Raw genomic sequence first — 16,257 nt, 5'->3', positions numbered from 1 at the left:
GCTGATGTGGCTCAATTGGCAGAGCAGCTGATTTGTAATCAGCAGGTTAACGGTTCGAGTCCGTTCATCAGCTCCATTTTTTTGTCAAAAATCAAGTGGGAGAATGCCCGAGTGGCTAAAGGGGGCGGACTGTAAATCCGTTGACGACGTCTACGATGGTTCGAAACCATCTTCTCCCACCAAAGCTTTATCCCAATTTCAGGGATGAAATTGGTCGGAAGTTGAGCGGTAGCGAAACGACAGTGATAAAGCAAACGCATTTTTAATAAAAACTCATCCAATCAGGATGAGAAGAGTTTTTATTGAAAATACGAACCTTTAATACAACATGACCCATTAGCTCAGTTGGTATAAGCAGAGAACCAAAAATGCACGACCGTAGGAAGTGAACATTTTTGAGTGAATCGCTTAGTCTGGCAAACAAATGGATCATACAAACCTATGAAGACAAACAATNACTTAATTTAATTATGACCCATTAGCTCAGTTGGTAGAGCATCTGACTTTTAATCAGGGTGTCGGGCGTTCAAGTCGCCCATGGGTCACCAATTTTTAAATTTAACCGCAGTTTATGCGGTTTTTTTGCGCCTGTTTTGAGAAGTAGGTTTGAGAGTCTCAAATTTTCCCTGCAATTATTAAAAAAATACTGTTAAAAAACAGATGTGTCCATTTAAATTTCTTCTTAACATGATATAATGGTTCAATAATCTTGAATGAATATAAAGACATAAAGAAAAGGTGGCATTTAATGGAAAATATCTTAAATATGAATGAAGGAAAACTGAGAATTATCCAGGAAACAGTTCCGGGTAAACAGGTAACGTTAGCACATATTATTGCCAGTCCAGATGAAATTGTCTATAAAAAACTGGGCTTGAATCCCAGCGTCGATTATCAGAAAGCAGCGATCGGGATACTGAGTATGACACCATCAGAAATATCTGTCATTGCCGGAGATTTAGCTGTAAAAACGTCGGTTATTGATCTGGGCTTTATTGATCGATTCAGTGGTACTCTGATGTTTACAGGCAGAATATCAGAGGTGGAGTCAGCTATCAAAACTATTTTAGCCTATTTACAAAATACCTTAAAATTTACAATTTGTGAGATTACAAAAACCTGAGAATGAAGGCATAACATGAAAAAAATGATATTAGTCGGTAGAAGTGAATGTGGAAAAACCACATTAAGACAAGCCTTAAAAGGAAAAGAAATTCGTTATGAAAAAACCCAATATATCAATCATTATGATGTCGTGATTGATACACCAGGGGAATATGCAGAGAATAGCAGCTTAGCTCGTGCGTTGGCTCTTTACTCGTATGAGTCAGATATTGTAGCTTTGCTGATCAGTGCCACGGAACCCTATTCCCTTTACCCGCCATGTGTCACTGGGGTTTGTAACCGTCCGGTTATTGGTATCGTAACTCAGATTGATGCACCAGATGCAAATATTGCGCAAGCTGTTGACTGGTTAGAGTTAACCGGCTGTGAAAAAATATTTGAGGTCAGTTCATATACCGGAGAAGGGGTCTGGGAAATTCTGGACTATCTCAAAGAGGAAGGTGATATCCTGCCCTGGGATAAAAAATCTGACGCTGAAAAACCAAGAAACATCGTATCAACTAAAATGATGTAGTAACAATGATATTTTAGCTTCGAAGTGTTGGGATACGAGCCAATAAAAAAATGCATTAAGAGAATTAAATCCTTGCAGTGTGCTAAATTTATTGTTATAATAGTAGCGTTGCGGAAGTGGCTCAGTGGTAGAGCACTGGCTTCCCAAGCCGGGGGTCGCGGGTTCGAATCCCGTCTTCCGCTCCATATAAAGATAATCGAGCCATCTAAACCATAAGTGTAAAGCTGCGTAAAGTAAGCTTTGCACTTTTTTATTTGTTTCCTGAATAGTAGATCTGTATGAGGGTGTATAATTGAAGCCTGGCAGTGAGGGTTAACTGAAATTCAAAAATAAGATCGCTTCGTGAAAAATTATCCTAATAATTAAAAGGGTAAGCAAAACTATAAAGAATTTGCAGTGGTTTAAACAGTAATCAGATTTTACTGTCATTTGATTACTCCTGATGAGGGGTATTTTTTGTACGGGTAAATTTATCGACGTTTAAATTTCGTTAGTTATATCACAAACAAATGATTTTAACCAATCCTATTTGGTAATTGTTTTTGAAAAGCGTTACATAACCCCGCAGTGAGGGGATTCGCAGCTATTCAGAAATGAATAAATATACAATTCTTAAATGAATATCTTAAAAAATTTTTTTGACAAAAAAACATCAATGACAAATTTAATGTTATAGAATATAATGGAGACCTAAAAGAAGGGAGAAATAATTTTATGATTAATTTGACAATTGATGGACAAAAAGTTAGTGTCGAATCAGGAACTACAATACTTAAGGCAGCTCGTTCCATAGGTATCGACATCCCGACATTATGTAATTTTAAAGACTTCACACCAGAAGGCAGCTGCCGCATGTGCCTCGTCGAAGTCGTTGGAGCAAGAAGACTCGAAACTTCCTGTTCAACCCCAGCAGCGGAAGGTATGGTGGTTAATACCAATACGCCGGAGGTTAGAGAAGCGCGCCGATTTGTATTAAAAATGCTCATGTCAGATCATACCTTTGACTGTATGACATGTTATAAATATGGTTGTTGTGAATTTGTGGAATTTAATGCAAATTGTATTGAATATGATGCGGTTAAGGCATTTGGTACCGAACGGGTGATGGCGAAACCAATCGATGATTCAAATCCGTTCTATACCTACGATCCAAATAAGTGTGTGCTCTGTAATCGATGTATCAAAGTGTGCGAGCATCTTCAGTGCAACCACATTTTAGCGCAATGTGACCGCGGTTATGAAACCAATATAAACCCGGTTTTTGAAACACCCAGAGGTAAATCAGAATGTGTCAGCTGTGGTAATTGTATCGCTGTCTGTCCAACTGGTGCTTTGGCACCAAAACAGTTTAAACCATTTGCATATGCGAAAACAGTTCAGACCGTCTGTCCTTACTGTGGTGTGGGCTGTACCTTGAATCTAAAAGTAATCGACAACAAAATTACTGACGTTTACAGTACTGAAGGAAATGTCAATGATAATCTGTTATGTGTCAAAGGGCGTTTTGCCTATGATTTTGTCAGCAGTCCAGACCGTCTGACAACTCCGTTAATCCGAAAGAATGGGGTATTGGAAGAAGCCAGCTGGGAAGAAGCATTAACATTAGTAGCAGAGAAGCTTAAAGAAGCAAAAGCAGAAGGTCCTCAAGCGGTGGCAGGTCTGTCATCAGCACGATGTACAAATGAAGATAATTATGTCTTCCAGAAGTTTATCCGGACGGTTGGAGAAACCAATAACGTGGATCACTGTGCCCGACTTTGTCATGCATCAACCGTTGCCGGTTTGGCCAAATCCTTTGGTAGTGGTGCAATGACCAATAGTATTGATGAGATTGATATCATGGATGTCATGTTTGTTACTGGTTCAAATACGACCGAAACCCACCCGGTAATTGGTGCAAAAATCAAACAGCGCCAACAAAAAGGGGCTGCTTTGATTGTTGCTGAACCGCGACGAATCGAGTTGGCGAAATACGCTGATGTATTCCTGCAAATCAAACCAGGGACAAATGTACCTCTTTTGAATGGGATGATGCGGGCAATTTTGGATGCCGGCGTCGAAGCGATTGATTTTTGTAAAGAGCGTACTGAAGGCTATGAGGAATTCCGTGAATTCATGGATACCATCACGGTTGAAGGTTGTGCTGAAATTTGTGGAGTTGATCCTGAAGATATGCGTAAAGCGGCACTGCTCTATGCAACCAAGGATAAAGGCGGCATCTTCTATTCGATGGGTGTTACCCAACATAATTCTGGTACTGACGGCGTTATGTCGGTTGGTAATTTAGCAATGCTGACCGGAAAAATCGGTCGGGAAGGTTGTGGTGTAAACCCACTTCGAGGCCAGAATAACGTTCAGGGCGCCTGTGATATGGGAGCCTTGCCAGGGGATCTGCCTGGATATCAGAAAATTGCAGTTCCCGAAGTTGCTGAAAAATTTGAAAAAGCCTGGGGTTTGAAATTACCGACAAACACCGGAAAAACCCTGACCGAGATTATCAATGGAGTTGGTGATGGAACGGTTAAATTCCTATATGTTATGGGTGAAAATCCAGTCGTTTCAGATCCGGATACGAATCATGTCAAGCATGCATTGGAAAAAGGAAACTTCGTAGTAGTACAGGATATTTTCTTAACGGAAACAACTGAATATGCGGATGTTGTCTTGCCGGCTTTTGTTTATGCTGAAAAAGATGGGACCTTCACCAATACTGAACGTCGGATCCAACTATTAAGAAAAGCCGTAGAAGCGCCTGGCGAAGCAAAAAATGACTGGGAAATTATTTCGTTAATTGCCCAGAAGCTGGGTTCTAAAGGCTTTGACTTTACCAATGCCGAAGAAATCATGGAAGAGATTGCCTCAGTAACCCCAAGCTACACTGGTGTTTCCCATGAACGACTGAGAAATGGGGATCGAATTCAATGGCCTTGCTTAAGCAAGGATTCTGAAGGGGCCAGATTCTTACACAAAGGTTTATTTACACGTGGTAAGGGTTGGTTCGCGATTGCGGATTATATTCCACCGCAAGACCAGGCCGATGAAGACTATCCACTGATCTTAATGACTGGGAGAATTCTTGAGCACTATCATACTCGAACGATGACCATGCGTACGCCTGGTATCCAGGAGATTGCTGGTGAGCCATTTGTTGAAATCAATCCTGAAACAGCAAAAGGTTATGACATCAATGAAGGTGACTTCATTACTGTTACATCACCAAGAGGAAGCGTTTCAGCCAAAACGCGATTTAACCCAGGCGTAATGGAAGCTAACCTTTTCATGCCGTTCCATTATGGAAATAACGGGGCGAATCATTTGACCGGAGGGGAACTGGATCCAGTTGCCAAAATCCCGCCGTTTAAAGTTGTTAAAGTTAATATCAGTAAATAAGGTTTCACTAAACCAGGAAGAGGGTGCGCAAGCACCCTTTTTCGATTAAAGGAGGAAGGGTTTGAAAAAATTTGGTACAGCTGTGATCTTGTCAGGGGGGCTCAGTCGACGCATGGGGTATGATAAAAAACAATTGCGGATTGGTGGTGAAAACATTATTAACCGTATTGTTAAACAGCTTTCCGTTGATTTTGATGATATTATCATTGCCGGATCAAAACCGGAGGATCTGCCAGGTGTTTCGGGAGTACGAGGTGTATATCCGGATGCAGTCGAGCTGTCAGCATCGCTGGTTGGTATTTACACCGGTCTTTTGCACGCCCGATCCCAGTATCTATATGTAACTGCTTGTGATATGCCGGTTTATAATCACGATTTTGTGGTATACATGCAGCGTCTTATTGAGGACAATCCTGGAATTGGCGGCTGTGTCACCCGTTATGAAGAATGGATTGAACCCTTTAATTCTTTTTACCATGTTGAACTGGCATCTAAAGTAGCATCATTTTTAGAAACCGGACGTAAAAGTATTTATAAGTGTTTTGAACGTGAGAATCTATATTACATTGATGAAAAAACAGGCCGGGAGTTTAGTCCCGATTGGGATATGTTCTGTAACTTAAACACCCCCAGCGAATTAAAAAACCATATCAAGAAACGACGAGACTTGATTTAATCGATATTATCCGGCATAATATGAATCGGAAGGTCGGACCAGGAAACGGTTCAGATAGAGGACCTTGCGAAAAAGGAGCAGCATGAGTTTTAATTTATCGCTTGTCAGTTTTTTTGTCCTTATAATCGCTTATTTTATTGTGGTGGAGATATTCACCGTGCTTTTTCGTCTTACCGGTTTACGGGAGGATAAAGCCCGTTTCCAGGCGGTCTCCTGTATGACTAACAGTGGCTTCACCACCCGGGAAAGTGAATTGATTCTTAATTCGGCGGCCCGGCGTAACCTGGCCCGGGTGATGATGCTGTTTGGTTATCTTTTTGCAGTGTCCGGGGTTTCGCTTTTAGTCAATTTGTTTATTCGTTCTTCCGGCGACCAGATCAATTGGATGACGATTCTCTATTCGTTTATTTTTCTCGTGGTGATTCTGGTGATAACCCGGTCCAAATGGATTGTCAGAAAATTTGATGAGCTGGTGGAACGGTTGGCCAAAAACAAAACAAAAGGGGCATTTTGCAATAATGTCCGGATTTTAGAAATGTTTCACGACAAACTCATCGCTGAGGTTTTTGTAACCTGCATTCCCCCAGAGATCAGAGAAAAAACCTTGCTGGAAATGAATTTTCGCCACACCTACAAATTAAATATTTTATTAATTAAGCGAGGTAATACGATTATGGATCATGTCATTTCATCTGATGAGATTAAACAGGGTGACCGGGTTTTAATTTATGGATCCAAGAGCAATATCATGGAGCTTTTTAAAGATAGCATCGAATAAATAAAAAATAATTAAAAAAAAAGTCAAAAAAAGTTTCTGAACGGGTTGACAAAACCCATATGTTTTGTTATTATAATCAGGCACGTTACAGAAAACAACATTGCTTAGCGGATGTGGCGGAATTGGCAGACGCGCTAGACTTAGGATCTAGTATCAATTGATGTATGGGTTCAAGTCCCTTCATCCGCACCAGTCATATCATAAGCGGAAGTGGCTCAGTGGTAGAGCATCGCCTTGCCAAGGCGAGGGTCGCGAGTTCAAATCTCGTCTTCCGCTCCAAAATTTAATAAATTTGAAATGACTTGAGTATTACTCTGGTCATTCTTTTTTAATCTACTTATGTGCGCCCATAGCTCAATTGGATAGAGTGCCTGGCTTCGAACCAGTAGGTTGGGGGTTCGAGCCCCTCTGGGCGTACCATTTATATCCACAACCAGAGAAATCTGGACATGATCACCATCGCGGATGGTGATTTTTTTTATGTGTTTTTGAAAACACTTCTTCAGCTCCAGCTCATCCATGGTGCGGAGGTTATCGCAGGCGATGTAATATTTAATTTCGTCCAGGGACGGAACTTTATCGTCCATGGTATTTTCATACGCGTAGATTTCTTTTTCGATGCATGACTTTTTCTCTTCCAGCGATGTCAATTTCTCTTTCATCGACTCATGAAACATCCCACCCATGATAGAATCAATTAACCGATCAATTTGATCTTTGACCTTTTCATACTGCATCTTAGACGCTGAAAGCTTACTTGAATTTTGCATGCTGTTGGAGATTGCATAATCCCTTACGATTTTGGCCGTTGCTGCAATTCCGCTTGAGGTGTAGAGCCGGGCTTCGATTACTTTTTTTACAATTTCTTCGAGATGATCTTTTCTGATGTCTTTGGCATTGCATTGGCCATTATTTTTTTTATTGCTGCAGATATAATAAAAATAATCATGACCTTTTGCCCGGCGCCGCTCACCGCAGTATGATGCTCCGCAATGGCCGCAGACAATTAACCCGGACAATGGATAAACATATTTATTCTTATATCTTCCCGATGCTCTTCTATTTTTTTCCATCTTCTCTTTTACCTTCACAAATTGTTTTTGTTCGATAATGCATGGCATACCATCTTTTATTTTAATCACGTCATCGGCGCTCTTCAAATTGTGGGAATTATTGCCTTTTTTACGCCTGTTTTCGATGCGGTTATAAATATATGTCCCGGTGTACTTTTCGTTGCGTAAAAGCTCATATATGGAGTTTTTACCGAACGGTTTACCACGCTTTGTTTTACGGCCGGCTGCATTTAAGCTCCGGATGATATCAAAGTAGCCATGATCGTTTAAATACATGTCGTAGATAATCTGGACGGTTTCAGCTTCATATACGTTTATTTCGTACTTTTTAGACTGGGGGTTAACATCATACCCAAGTGGTGGCGTTCCCCCGTTGTGGAGGCACTGAAGGGCATTTTCTTTTAATCCCTTAAAGGTTTCCCTGGCCAGGTTCTCGCTGTAATATTCTGCCATCCCTTCCAGAACCGATTCAAGGATGATGCTTTCCGGGCTATCATCCAGACGCTCCAGGACTGAAAAGAGACGAACCCCGCATTTTTTCAGTTTACGCTTATACAAGGCACTATCATATCTGTCCCGGGAGAAGCGATCCAGCTTATGAACAATGATCGCCTGGAATTTATTCTTTTCGGCATCATCGATCATTCTTAAGAAACCGGGGCGCTCGTCCGACAGTCCGGATCGGACTTCATCGGTATAAACATCGACCAGTTGATAACTTTCTTTTAAACAAAATTCTTTAATGGCCCGGAGCTGGGCATCAATACTCTCAATTCTTTGGTTATCGCTGGAAAAACGGGCATATGCAACTACATTCATTTTCTTCATAATGTTTTCTTCTCTCTTTCAGTTTTCAAGATATTTTGGGACGCAATCGGTTATAAATTCGATAGGTACGCCGTAAAGCTCTGATAATTCGTAGGGGTTATATAATTTCGTATCAATTCTAAATCGGCTAATCGGCAGCAAAAAATAAACAGAAAAGGCAATCGCCTGACATTCATATCGCCCTTGCATGGTTTTATCCAGCCGGTGGATATCGCAGTTATGACAGAGAATATGGCCTAATTCATGGCTCAGGAATACACGGCTATTAAAGTCGTAGGTATGAGGCATAAAGACTGAATTTTTAATAACGCATGATTTACAGAGATTCTTTGAGATGACAATATCAAAGCCCTGGTCAATGATGGCCTGCTCAATTTGCCACAGTGGGATGGGGAAGGAATTGATTTGATATCTTTTTTTCATTAAGTTAGATTTTTTGAATGCAAGATCATTCATACACACCTCCTAAACAGAACGTTTGTTTATTATAGCATGTTTAAAGAACGGGTGTTCTATAAAAAGCGGGTAAATATTTGCGAAGAAGGTTAAGAAGATGGGGAACCCATCATGGGTTCCCGTGTAAAATATGGATATTTTTAGCAGATGTCAGTAATTTACATATGTGATATGGGTTTTCCCAAAATTAGAAATGAAAAAATACTATTTTCTTAATGATCATATCATTAGAATTATGATATACTGAAAAAAACACGATTAAAATAGGAGGCACATAATGAAAAAAGCATTAGCGGACATTCAAAGTCAATTGTTAAAAAAACAAATCAGTACTGGAGACAAATTGCTAACTGTTTTCAATGATAATTTTTTCTCTGATGGGAAAGAAGAAATAGATAAAATGCAATGCGAATTATCTAAATTAAAAGAGCAGAGCCAATCCCATCAACGGATCAGTTCATTTAGAAAAACTATTCGACATAAATAGCAATGGGGGAGATAACATAAGGTTTTTTGCTAAAATCGACGACAAGGGCTTGCATCATGCTTAAGAATAAATCATCTATTGCCTCATAGGTTACTTCTAATGCATCTGGTGTGATATCCATTAGTTTATTCATTTCTTTATTATGGCCTAGCTGCCTATTCACCTTGCCAAGGATGGTTATTTTCCCAGAATATTTGAATAACAACTCATTTGACTTTTCTCTTAAAGCCCCTTCTTTTAAAGGAACAATATAACTATTTGAATATAAGAATGATTTGTAGGGAAGTAGTTGAATCAATAATTCTATTGTGTTGAACGGATTCAATAATTGGCCGTCATTGAGTTTAGCATCTTTTTTTAAGCCGGGAGTTATTTTCTGCATGTGTCTATTGTTAAATATTTCAAACATGTAATTTAAGTCCATGATTCTAAAATCTATAGATTTAAAGAAAAATTTGTTCAAAGTTGGATTTTCGAAACACATTCCATTTTCTTGTAAATAGCTAAAGAATGCATTGAAAGCATCATCATGCACAGTCTTTGTAATGATACTTTGTCCAATTTCAGTTTCAGCGAAAGAAGATACGGATGTCGGGGCTTTCCATGTACCTTTTGTTTTTCCATTCCCTTTTATTCCTGTTATGCCTGGAATACCAACTTTACCCTCAATAGCTGCTTCTGTTTCTATTCCTTTTTCTGAGCCTGATGAGGTAGTTGTGGCTTCATTCTGATCCGTGATTGAATCAGATGTGCGCTCAATTAATCCGTTGTTAATTTGAGATAAATAAGAATCCAGATAATCTGTGTCTAAATATAAAAAATCTTTCATTGGTTCCTCCTAAAAATTCAGAATCTTTCTATTGATGCTCCAGGATCATATCATAAAATACGCTTTCAGAAATAATTTCGATGTCCTGACCTTCAGCCTTTAATTTCTCAGCTCTTTTATGTTTGCCGGTTTTACCGTCTTTGATGGTATCACAGTAACTGTAATCACCCATTATCAGGTAGTTTGTTTTTTTCGTTACACTGTCACCGCAGCAACCTCCTATATTGACAACGAACTGCATAGCTTCTTCCCGGGTGCATTTTGATAATTTGCCTGTGAATACACACGTCGTTTCATAAAATGGATGTGTTGGATCCACTTCGTCCGTACTTCTAGTGATGTCACAGGCTTTCACGGTTTCATAAATGCTCTTGGAGTATCTTTTTATGGTGCTTTTAAATAGTGACTCCGGGTCGGGGTGGCATGATGCGACTTCCTTACACATTTTGTAACAAATATTTGTTATCTCACAGTCAAAATCTGCCCGATGTGCTCCAGAAGTATCAAATCCAAAACTTGATGCAATAGTAGAAAGCTTGTAATTTTCTAAACCAGGCACGATCTTTTTAGCAATTCTATTTAAGTCAACGTAATCATTTTCAATAGAATAAACTCCGTCCCCAAATTGATATATGTAGGAATCATGAATGAAATTAATATCAAAATATACGCATTGGCCCAGGATTATATCATTACCGACAAAGCTATGAAACTCTGGAAGGACTTCATTGATTTTAGGTGCTCCGATAACCATTTCATTTGTTATACCGGTAAGGTTCGTAATGTGTTTAGGTATGTTATTATCTGGGTTTATAAATGTGTGTATTTTTTCGACAGGTTCATGATCAACGCATTTTATAGCGCATATTTCTATGATTTCATTCCAATATGGATCATACCCGGTTGTTTCGAGATCGAGTACAATATACTCGCTTGGAAGCGCCAGAAGACTTTTCCCTTTTTTTCTTTCCTCAGCCATAATTTTTGTTCTCATATCAAATAACCCCTTTCAAGAATGACTATACATTTCTATTCTCACCGTAAAATATCCGGCCATCATTTAAATTCTTTTTATAGTAGCAACGGTTTGAAAATGTCACATTTTGTTGGATGCATTTCTTTTCATCACTGCATTCATTGTATAAATGGCAGCAACCAAATTCACTATTATCACTATAATCAGATTCAAAAAATAAGTATAATTCGGAAAAAGAGTCCTTGAAATGGTTCAATGACTCAAAGTCGTTGACCAGGTATCGGCTCCAGTTTTTTACTGGGGGCATTGGTTTAAAAGAACCAGAGGCAAAGAATTCTGAATAATCATCTGGTATTGCAATGAAGTAAGATTTCAAAGATTTGGAAAATTTGATTTTGGCGATTAGATTTTTAAAGAAGTAAATGCTGATCCCGTCCAGATTATCAGCTTTTCTGATCCACTTTGAAAATTCATATTTGTCTTGATTGAATAAATAGATGCTTCTATAGATGCTTTCAGCCGTTAGGTCATTTGATTCTTGCTCACACATTTTCATAAAATATACCTTAGCCCCCTTGTTTAATGAAATCATTAACAAATGTCAAAGATTTTTTAAAATTGGCAAAATAAAAAGCAGACTCTAATAAAGCCTGCCGCTATTCTTTCTTATTCAATTTTCTCAACGCTTCCTGCCCTTTTAAAATACTCAACAGGTTTCTTTTTTCTTCTTCGGACCAGTTTTTGTAATCATAAAACATGGACGACATTTCATCATCCTTCAGGAAGTCATCCAGCTCTTTATTGTAATCATGCTCATCGTGCAGATCCTGGTCGACGTCACGCACCGGTAGTGGATCGTCGGTTCGGCCGAGGAGATAATCGGTGGAGACATTAAAACTTTTTGCAAGGATTACCAGAGTGTCATAATCTGGAGATCTGCGATTATTCTCGTACTGGTTGTATCTTTCTCTAGAGACGCCAATTTCTTTAGCAATATCTGCTTGTGTTAGGCCCCGAGCTTCTCTTAGTTGTTTTAATTTATTACCAAGCATGATAGTCCTCCAATTAGATATATGGCTATTTTAACACGTAACTCAATGTTACACAACTAAAGTAACGAAATGTTAATTTAGTTCTTGACAGTATCAATCTGTTACGTTATACTTTTGTTAACAGTATGTTACTAAGAGGGAGGTGAGGATATGAAAAAATGGTTGATCGAATATCGCGAAAAAAAGAAACTTAGTCAAAGTGATTTAGCCAGTATGGTTGACGTCTCAAGAGAATACATATCAATGATTGAAACCGGGAATAGAAATCCTTCCGTTGCGGTTGCTAAGAAAATTGGAAAAGCCCTTGGATTTAAGTGGGAACTTTTTTTTAAAGAAAATAGTAACGATGCGTTACACGACGAAAGCAAAAAACCAAGTTAGGAGGTGAGAAGGATGCTAAAGATCATATGCCCTGAGTGCATGAGCGATGATATCGCTTATACCGCTACATTAGAAAATGGTGATGATTTTACAGAGACATTTTTATGTAATGAATGCGGTGAGGATTTCAGTGAAGGCAGAATATATTTTGAGGAGGTGAAGAATGCTTAAAGAAATAGTCATTGAAGCAACCATCAGCACCGGGGAAATGAAGGCGATCAGCGAAAGGACCATCCCCGGTGAGTTGGAAGTAACTACCGATTATTGCAGGATGATCTTGGATCGTATTGCGAACGATAAAGAAAAGGAGGTACAGAAATGAACGAATTTATTAAAGAGAGTTTCGAACTTGAAAAAAAGAAAGAGCTGGCAAAACAAATTGCAATCCTTTGCCTTGAAATTAATTCCATTGGTGATGAAAGAAAAAGCAAACAAGGGAAACCATGCGTATTTTTAAACCTGTCCGGCCATGTTGGTAATATCGATGTAGCTATAAATGAAAAGGGCTGGGAATCAAAACGTCGCCCGGATATAATGTTCCGACTCAATGAGTATTCGCCATTATCAGAATTTACGGATTGTCTGGCCTATCTGAATGAGTTATATCTAAGCCAGACAATGGAATCGGAGACAGAAAAGAATGGGGATGAGGAAGGTAAAGAATTAAGCGTGGATATAGATCAGGCTGTCGGAGCTTGAAGGGTGAGAGATCAGTGAGTATTACAAGTTAATTTTAAGCGAAGGGATCAGAAAAGAACATGAAAGAATCATGCAAAAGTATTTATCGGATCTGTAGAGATCGTGCCGGGTTAACCCAGGAAGTAGCAGCCCCAAAGCTGGGAGTGTCTGTCAGGGCCCTTGGAAACTATGAAGCCTATTCACTGGAGGTTGGGAAGAACATGCCTCCGGAAGATGTTGTGCTATGCATGGCAAAAGTCTATGGTACACCATGGTTACCATTGCTGCATTTGAAAGAAAACACCTTAATTGGAAAGGCAATATTCCCGGATGTGGAGTTAACAAACCTACCGCTGGCGTTTTTAAAGTTTCAGGCCGAAATCGGTGATATTCAGCCGTTAGAGAGCGAAATGCGAAAGGTTATCCTAGATAATCGTATTGATGAACATGAGCTGGAAACCTCGGAAATATTTATAAAGGAGCTCATGGAAGGCATCATGTCCGGATGGAGCCTGATTTTCTCAGCAATAGAAAAAAGACCGTTGCTCGAACAACGATCTCAAAATTTTACCCTGGTCAGGTAAAGATTCTTTTATCAATTTTAGCATATCTATATGCGTTTGTACAGTGGGGAAAGGGTGGGATGAAAAAAATAATAAACAGGATGATCGAATCAGGCATTCAAGAATATTGGAACTGCAGGAAAAGGAGTCAACCCGGCAAAGGGGCGATGATAAATTTAGAAAAATGATTAACCGGTTCCGGGAAAGTTTAAGCTTGGAACCGGAATATTTGGAGGATGAAACATGAGTTATTCAAAACAGAGAGTAATTGAAATTTTAGAGAAAAAAGGCTTCGTGGCTGAGGAATCGGAGCAATTTGATGTGCTCCATTTTATAGCCCCGGGATACAAGGAAATCAAGATGAAATCGGACGGTATTAAGCATTATTTCAAGGTGCTGACCAAATTCACTACCAACTTAAGAACCGCTTTGGAATGGGCAGGGGTTGAAAGGCTGGAGGATGTGGCGTGAATTATAGTTTTGACATAGATGTAGCTGAAAAGCTGGGGGTTAATGCTGCCATTGTTGTTCAAAACCTTCAGTTCTGGATTAAAAAGAATGAAGCCAATAACAAGCATTTCCATGATGATCGCTACTGGACATTTAACAGCATTAAGGCTTGGAAAGATTTATTCCCATTCTGGTCAGATCGTCAAATCCGGAAAATTCTGGATGATCTGATCGAAAAAGGAATCATCATAAAAGGCAATTATAATGAATTAAAGTATGATCGAACTTTGTGGTATGCATTTACTGATTATGGCATTTCCATTTTACATAATTGTCAAATGAAAGTGACAGATTTGTCAAATAGAAGTGACAGGAATGTCGAACCTATACCAGATATAAACACAGATATAAACACAGATGTAAACACAGATAGAGAGAGTACCCCAGAAATTACTGAAATAGCAATAGCAGTAAAGGGTGAACGGAATGAAGTGATTGATGAATTCAATCGTGTCGTTACCAGATTGCCAAAGGTAACAGTCCCGACACCAAAGCGTCAGGGTGCCATCAAACAGCGGATCAAAGAGCATGGCCGGGATGCCGTCAGCGTTTGCTTTGATAAAGCTGGAAAAAGTGATTTTCTCTGTGGGGTCAATGACCGGGGCTGGATGGCCAGCTTCGACTGGATCATGAAGCCTGAGAATTTTGTCAAGATCCTGGAAGGGAACTATGATAATAAAATTCTGGTTTCCCAAAATGTGCCTTGTCAGCCGTATGAGTATGATTGCAGTTTTAATCCGGAGGACTCACTATGACGGAGTTAATTAACATTGAGGAAATCAGCAAGACGTGTGACGTTGTGGACATTAACGATTATGTCAAAGATGGTCTGATCTACTGCCATAAATGTGATAGTCCGAAAGAAGTGATTCTTCATTTTCTGGATAAAACACGAAAAGTATTTTGTATTTGCGAATGTGAAAAACGGGAACGCGATTTGATCGCAGAAGGTTTTGTTGTTCTGCAAGAGAAAGAAAATATTCGTCGTTTGCAGACCATGGGCATTCAGGATGATGCCTTCAAGAAATGGACGTTCGATCAGGATGATGGTGGACAACCAAACTTAGAAATGGCCCGGATCTATGCTGATAATTTCATGAACGACTTTTTTAAAACGGGTATGGGGATGATATTTTGGGGGAATGTAGGGCGTGGAAAAACCTTTACGGCGGCATGCATTGCCAATCAATTGATCGAGAATAATGTCCCTGTTATGATGACCAGCTTTGCGAAAATTGTGGATGATATCTTTTCAATTCAGGACAAGGCGGCATATTTTAAGGAGTTCAACCGGTATAAGCTCCTGGTCATCGATGATCTGGGAGCCGAACGACAAACAGATTATGCGATGGAACAGGTCTACAAGGTTGTCGATGATCGGTATAAAAATAATCTGCCAATGATCATCACCACAAATTTGACGATCAATGAGCTGAAAAATCCGAAGAAGGTGGAGTATTCCAGAATCTACGACAGAATACTGGAGAAATGTGTGCCCGTCTCATTTACAGGCAAAAACTACCGTCAGGAAATCAGAAATGATCAAGTTGAATGGGCAAAAGCAAAATTCAGGAAAGAAAAGAAAATAGGCGCATGATCTACCTGATTGCAGACACGAGTAAATATGAATGGCCCTTGGCCACCGCTGGCAGCTTGAATGAACTGTCTGAGATTTGCAAAGCTGAGATCCCGGTGATCTGCAGGGTGATCCGGAAGAACCGGACCACAAAGTTATTTCATGGTGTGCCGGCAAAGATTTATAAGTTTCAGGAGGACGAAGCATGAAATATGATAATTGGGAAAATATGAGCGAGACGGCTAAGGTAAGAGCTGTTCGGCACGAGCTTGAACTTGAAACCCACAACGGGACAACCAAAGCAGATTTGCTACTCTTGCTGAAATGGCTGTTTGATCAATTTGAGGTAGTGGAATGATCAAAAT

At 39.5% G+C, this 16,257-nt stretch carries 21 protein-coding genes, 7 tRNA genes and 1 pseudogene; 23 read left to right on the top strand and 6 right to left on the bottom strand.

What is annotated here, in order from left to right; translation table 11 throughout:
• From A3KS_RS0113395 to A3KS_RS0113340, 12 genes are all read left to right on the top strand, one after another.
• Positions 1–76 (top strand) — tRNA-Thr (locus A3KS_RS0113395).
• Between the two features lie 21 nt (positions 77–97).
• A tRNA-Tyr gene (locus A3KS_RS0113390) sits at positions 98–182 on the top strand.
• Between the two features lie 290 nt (positions 183–472).
• A tRNA-Lys gene (locus A3KS_RS0113385) sits at positions 473–548 on the top strand.
• A gap of 200 nt (positions 549–748) precedes the next feature.
• A complete protein-coding gene (locus A3KS_RS0113380) occupies positions 749–1,123 on the top strand; it encodes a BMC domain-containing protein (RefSeq protein WP_026395339.1) in 375 nt (124 codons plus the stop codon).
• A 15-nt stretch (positions 1,124–1,138) separates the two neighbouring features.
• On the top strand, positions 1,139–1,639 hold the full coding sequence (locus A3KS_RS0113375) for a EutP/PduV family microcompartment system protein (RefSeq protein WP_026395338.1): 501 nt from the start codon (positions 1,139–1,141) through the stop codon (positions 1,637–1,639).
• Positions 1,640–1,749: 110 nt separating this feature from the next.
• A tRNA-Gly gene (locus A3KS_RS0113370) sits at positions 1,750–1,824 on the top strand.
• A gap of 529 nt (positions 1,825–2,353) precedes the next feature.
• Complete coding sequence (gene fdhF, locus A3KS_RS0113365; RefSeq protein ID WP_026395337.1) at positions 2,354–5,029, top strand: formate dehydrogenase subunit alpha; 2,676 nt, start codon at positions 2,354–2,356, stop codon at positions 5,027–5,029.
• 61 nt (positions 5,030–5,090) lie between these two features.
• A complete protein-coding gene (gene mobA / locus A3KS_RS0113360) occupies positions 5,091–5,705 on the top strand; it encodes a molybdenum cofactor guanylyltransferase (RefSeq protein ID WP_026395336.1) in 615 nt (204 codons plus the stop codon).
• Between the two features lie 82 nt (positions 5,706–5,787).
• Positions 5,788–6,483, top strand: coding sequence for a TrkA C-terminal domain-containing protein (locus A3KS_RS0113355; RefSeq protein WP_026395335.1), 696 nt, complete (start codon positions 5,788–5,790; stop codon positions 6,481–6,483).
• A 107-nt stretch (positions 6,484–6,590) separates the two neighbouring features.
• Positions 6,591–6,675 (top strand) — tRNA-Leu (locus A3KS_RS0113350).
• A 12-nt stretch (positions 6,676–6,687) separates the two neighbouring features.
• Positions 6,688–6,762 (top strand) — tRNA-Gly (locus A3KS_RS0113345).
• Positions 6,763–6,826: 64 nt separating this feature from the next.
• Positions 6,827–6,903 (top strand) — tRNA-Arg (locus A3KS_RS0113340).
• 437 nt (positions 6,904–7,340) lie between these two features.
• Here A3KS_RS0113340 and A3KS_RS22750 read toward each other — a convergent pair.
• Positions 7,341–8,375: pseudogene (locus tag A3KS_RS22750) on the bottom strand (recombinase family protein); the annotation flags it as partial.
• Positions 8,376–8,402: 27 nt separating this feature from the next.
• Positions 8,403–8,840, bottom strand: a complete 438-nt coding sequence (locus tag A3KS_RS0113330) for an ImmA/IrrE family metallo-endopeptidase (protein ID WP_026395334.1) — start codon at positions 8,838–8,840, stop codon at positions 8,403–8,405.
• Between the two features lie 277 nt (positions 8,841–9,117).
• Between A3KS_RS0113330 and A3KS_RS0113325 the strand changes: the two genes are divergently transcribed.
• Positions 9,118–9,327, top strand: coding sequence for a hypothetical protein (locus tag A3KS_RS0113325; protein WP_026395333.1), 210 nt, complete (start codon positions 9,118–9,120; stop codon positions 9,325–9,327).
• On the opposite strand, the gene A3KS_RS0113320 is transcribed toward A3KS_RS0113325, so the two are convergent.
• From A3KS_RS0113320 to A3KS_RS0113305, 4 genes are all read right to left on the bottom strand, one after another.
• On the bottom strand, positions 9,311–10,156 hold the full coding sequence (locus A3KS_RS0113320; protein ID WP_026395332.1) for a DUF6414 family protein: 846 nt from the start codon (positions 10,154–10,156) through the stop codon (positions 9,311–9,313). The two genes, A3KS_RS0113325 and A3KS_RS0113320, sit on opposite strands and share 17 nt — an antisense overlap.
• Positions 10,157–10,184: 28 nt before the next feature.
• The gene (locus A3KS_RS21325) at positions 10,185–11,150 is read right to left on the bottom strand and encodes an exonuclease domain-containing protein (RefSeq protein WP_051355882.1); all 966 of its coding nucleotides are present in this window, start codon (positions 11,148–11,150) and stop codon (positions 10,185–10,187) included.
• Positions 11,151–11,175: 25 nt separating this feature from the next.
• Positions 11,176–11,688: a hypothetical protein gene (locus A3KS_RS0113310; RefSeq protein WP_026395331.1), complete on the bottom strand. Its 513-nt coding sequence runs from the start codon at positions 11,686–11,688 to the stop codon at positions 11,176–11,178.
• Positions 11,689–11,788: 100 nt separating this feature from the next.
• The gene (locus A3KS_RS0113305) at positions 11,789–12,184 is read right to left on the bottom strand and encodes a helix-turn-helix domain-containing protein (RefSeq protein WP_026395330.1); all 396 of its coding nucleotides are present in this window, start codon (positions 12,182–12,184) and stop codon (positions 11,789–11,791) included.
• A 150-nt stretch (positions 12,185–12,334) separates the two neighbouring features.
• Between A3KS_RS0113305 and A3KS_RS0113300 the strand changes: the two genes are divergently transcribed.
• From A3KS_RS0113300 to A3KS_RS23520, 10 genes are all read left to right on the top strand, one after another.
• Entirely contained in the window at positions 12,335–12,565 is a 231-nt protein-coding gene (locus A3KS_RS0113300) for a helix-turn-helix transcriptional regulator (RefSeq protein WP_026395329.1), read from the top strand.
• 12 nt (positions 12,566–12,577) lie between these two features.
• On the top strand, positions 12,578–12,736 hold the full coding sequence (locus A3KS_RS23530; protein ID WP_156913275.1) for a hypothetical protein: 159 nt from the start codon (positions 12,578–12,580) through the stop codon (positions 12,734–12,736).
• Entirely contained in the window at positions 12,729–12,887 is a 159-nt protein-coding gene (locus A3KS_RS23525) for a hypothetical protein (RefSeq protein ID WP_156913273.1), read from the top strand. Before A3KS_RS23530 ends, A3KS_RS23525 begins: the two co-directional genes overlap by 8 nt.
• The gene (locus A3KS_RS0113285) at positions 12,884–13,264 is read left to right on the top strand and encodes a hypothetical protein (protein ID WP_026395328.1); all 381 of its coding nucleotides are present in this window, start codon (positions 12,884–12,886) and stop codon (positions 13,262–13,264) included. Before A3KS_RS23525 ends, A3KS_RS0113285 begins: the two co-directional genes overlap by 4 nt.
• Before the next feature lie 59 nt (positions 13,265–13,323).
• A complete protein-coding gene (locus tag A3KS_RS21320) occupies positions 13,324–13,827 on the top strand; it encodes a helix-turn-helix domain-containing protein (protein WP_051355881.1) in 504 nt (167 codons plus the stop codon).
• A gap of 222 nt (positions 13,828–14,049) precedes the next feature.
• Complete coding sequence (locus A3KS_RS0113270; protein ID WP_026395327.1) at positions 14,050–14,277, top strand: hypothetical protein; 228 nt, start codon at positions 14,050–14,052, stop codon at positions 14,275–14,277.
• Entirely contained in the window at positions 14,274–15,071 is a 798-nt protein-coding gene (locus tag A3KS_RS22745) for a hypothetical protein (RefSeq protein WP_051355880.1), read from the top strand. Before A3KS_RS0113270 ends, A3KS_RS22745 begins: the two co-directional genes overlap by 4 nt.
• Positions 15,068–15,913 (top strand): ATP-binding protein, encoded by an 846-nt coding sequence (locus A3KS_RS21310; RefSeq protein ID WP_051355879.1) that lies wholly within the window; start codon positions 15,068–15,070, stop codon positions 15,911–15,913. The genes A3KS_RS22745 and A3KS_RS21310 overlap by 4 nt, the downstream gene beginning before the upstream one ends.
• Positions 15,910–16,101: a hypothetical protein gene (locus tag A3KS_RS0113255; protein WP_026395326.1), complete on the top strand. Its 192-nt coding sequence runs from the start codon at positions 15,910–15,912 to the stop codon at positions 16,099–16,101. Before A3KS_RS21310 ends, A3KS_RS0113255 begins: the two co-directional genes overlap by 4 nt.
• Complete coding sequence (locus A3KS_RS23520; protein WP_156913271.1) at positions 16,098–16,250, top strand: hypothetical protein; 153 nt, start codon at positions 16,098–16,100, stop codon at positions 16,248–16,250. The genes A3KS_RS0113255 and A3KS_RS23520 overlap by 4 nt, the downstream gene beginning before the upstream one ends.
• The last annotated feature ends 7 nt before the right edge of the window (positions 16,251–16,257 follow it).

Origin of the sequence: Acetobacterium malicum subsp. dehalogenans DSM 11527, from assembly GCF_000472665.1 — a bacterium.
GTDB lineage: Bacteria > Bacillota > Clostridia > Eubacteriales > Eubacteriaceae > Acetobacterium > Acetobacterium malicum.
The sequence above is the reverse complement of the archived record's forward strand: the minus strand, read 5'-3'. Positions and strand labels throughout refer to the sequence as shown.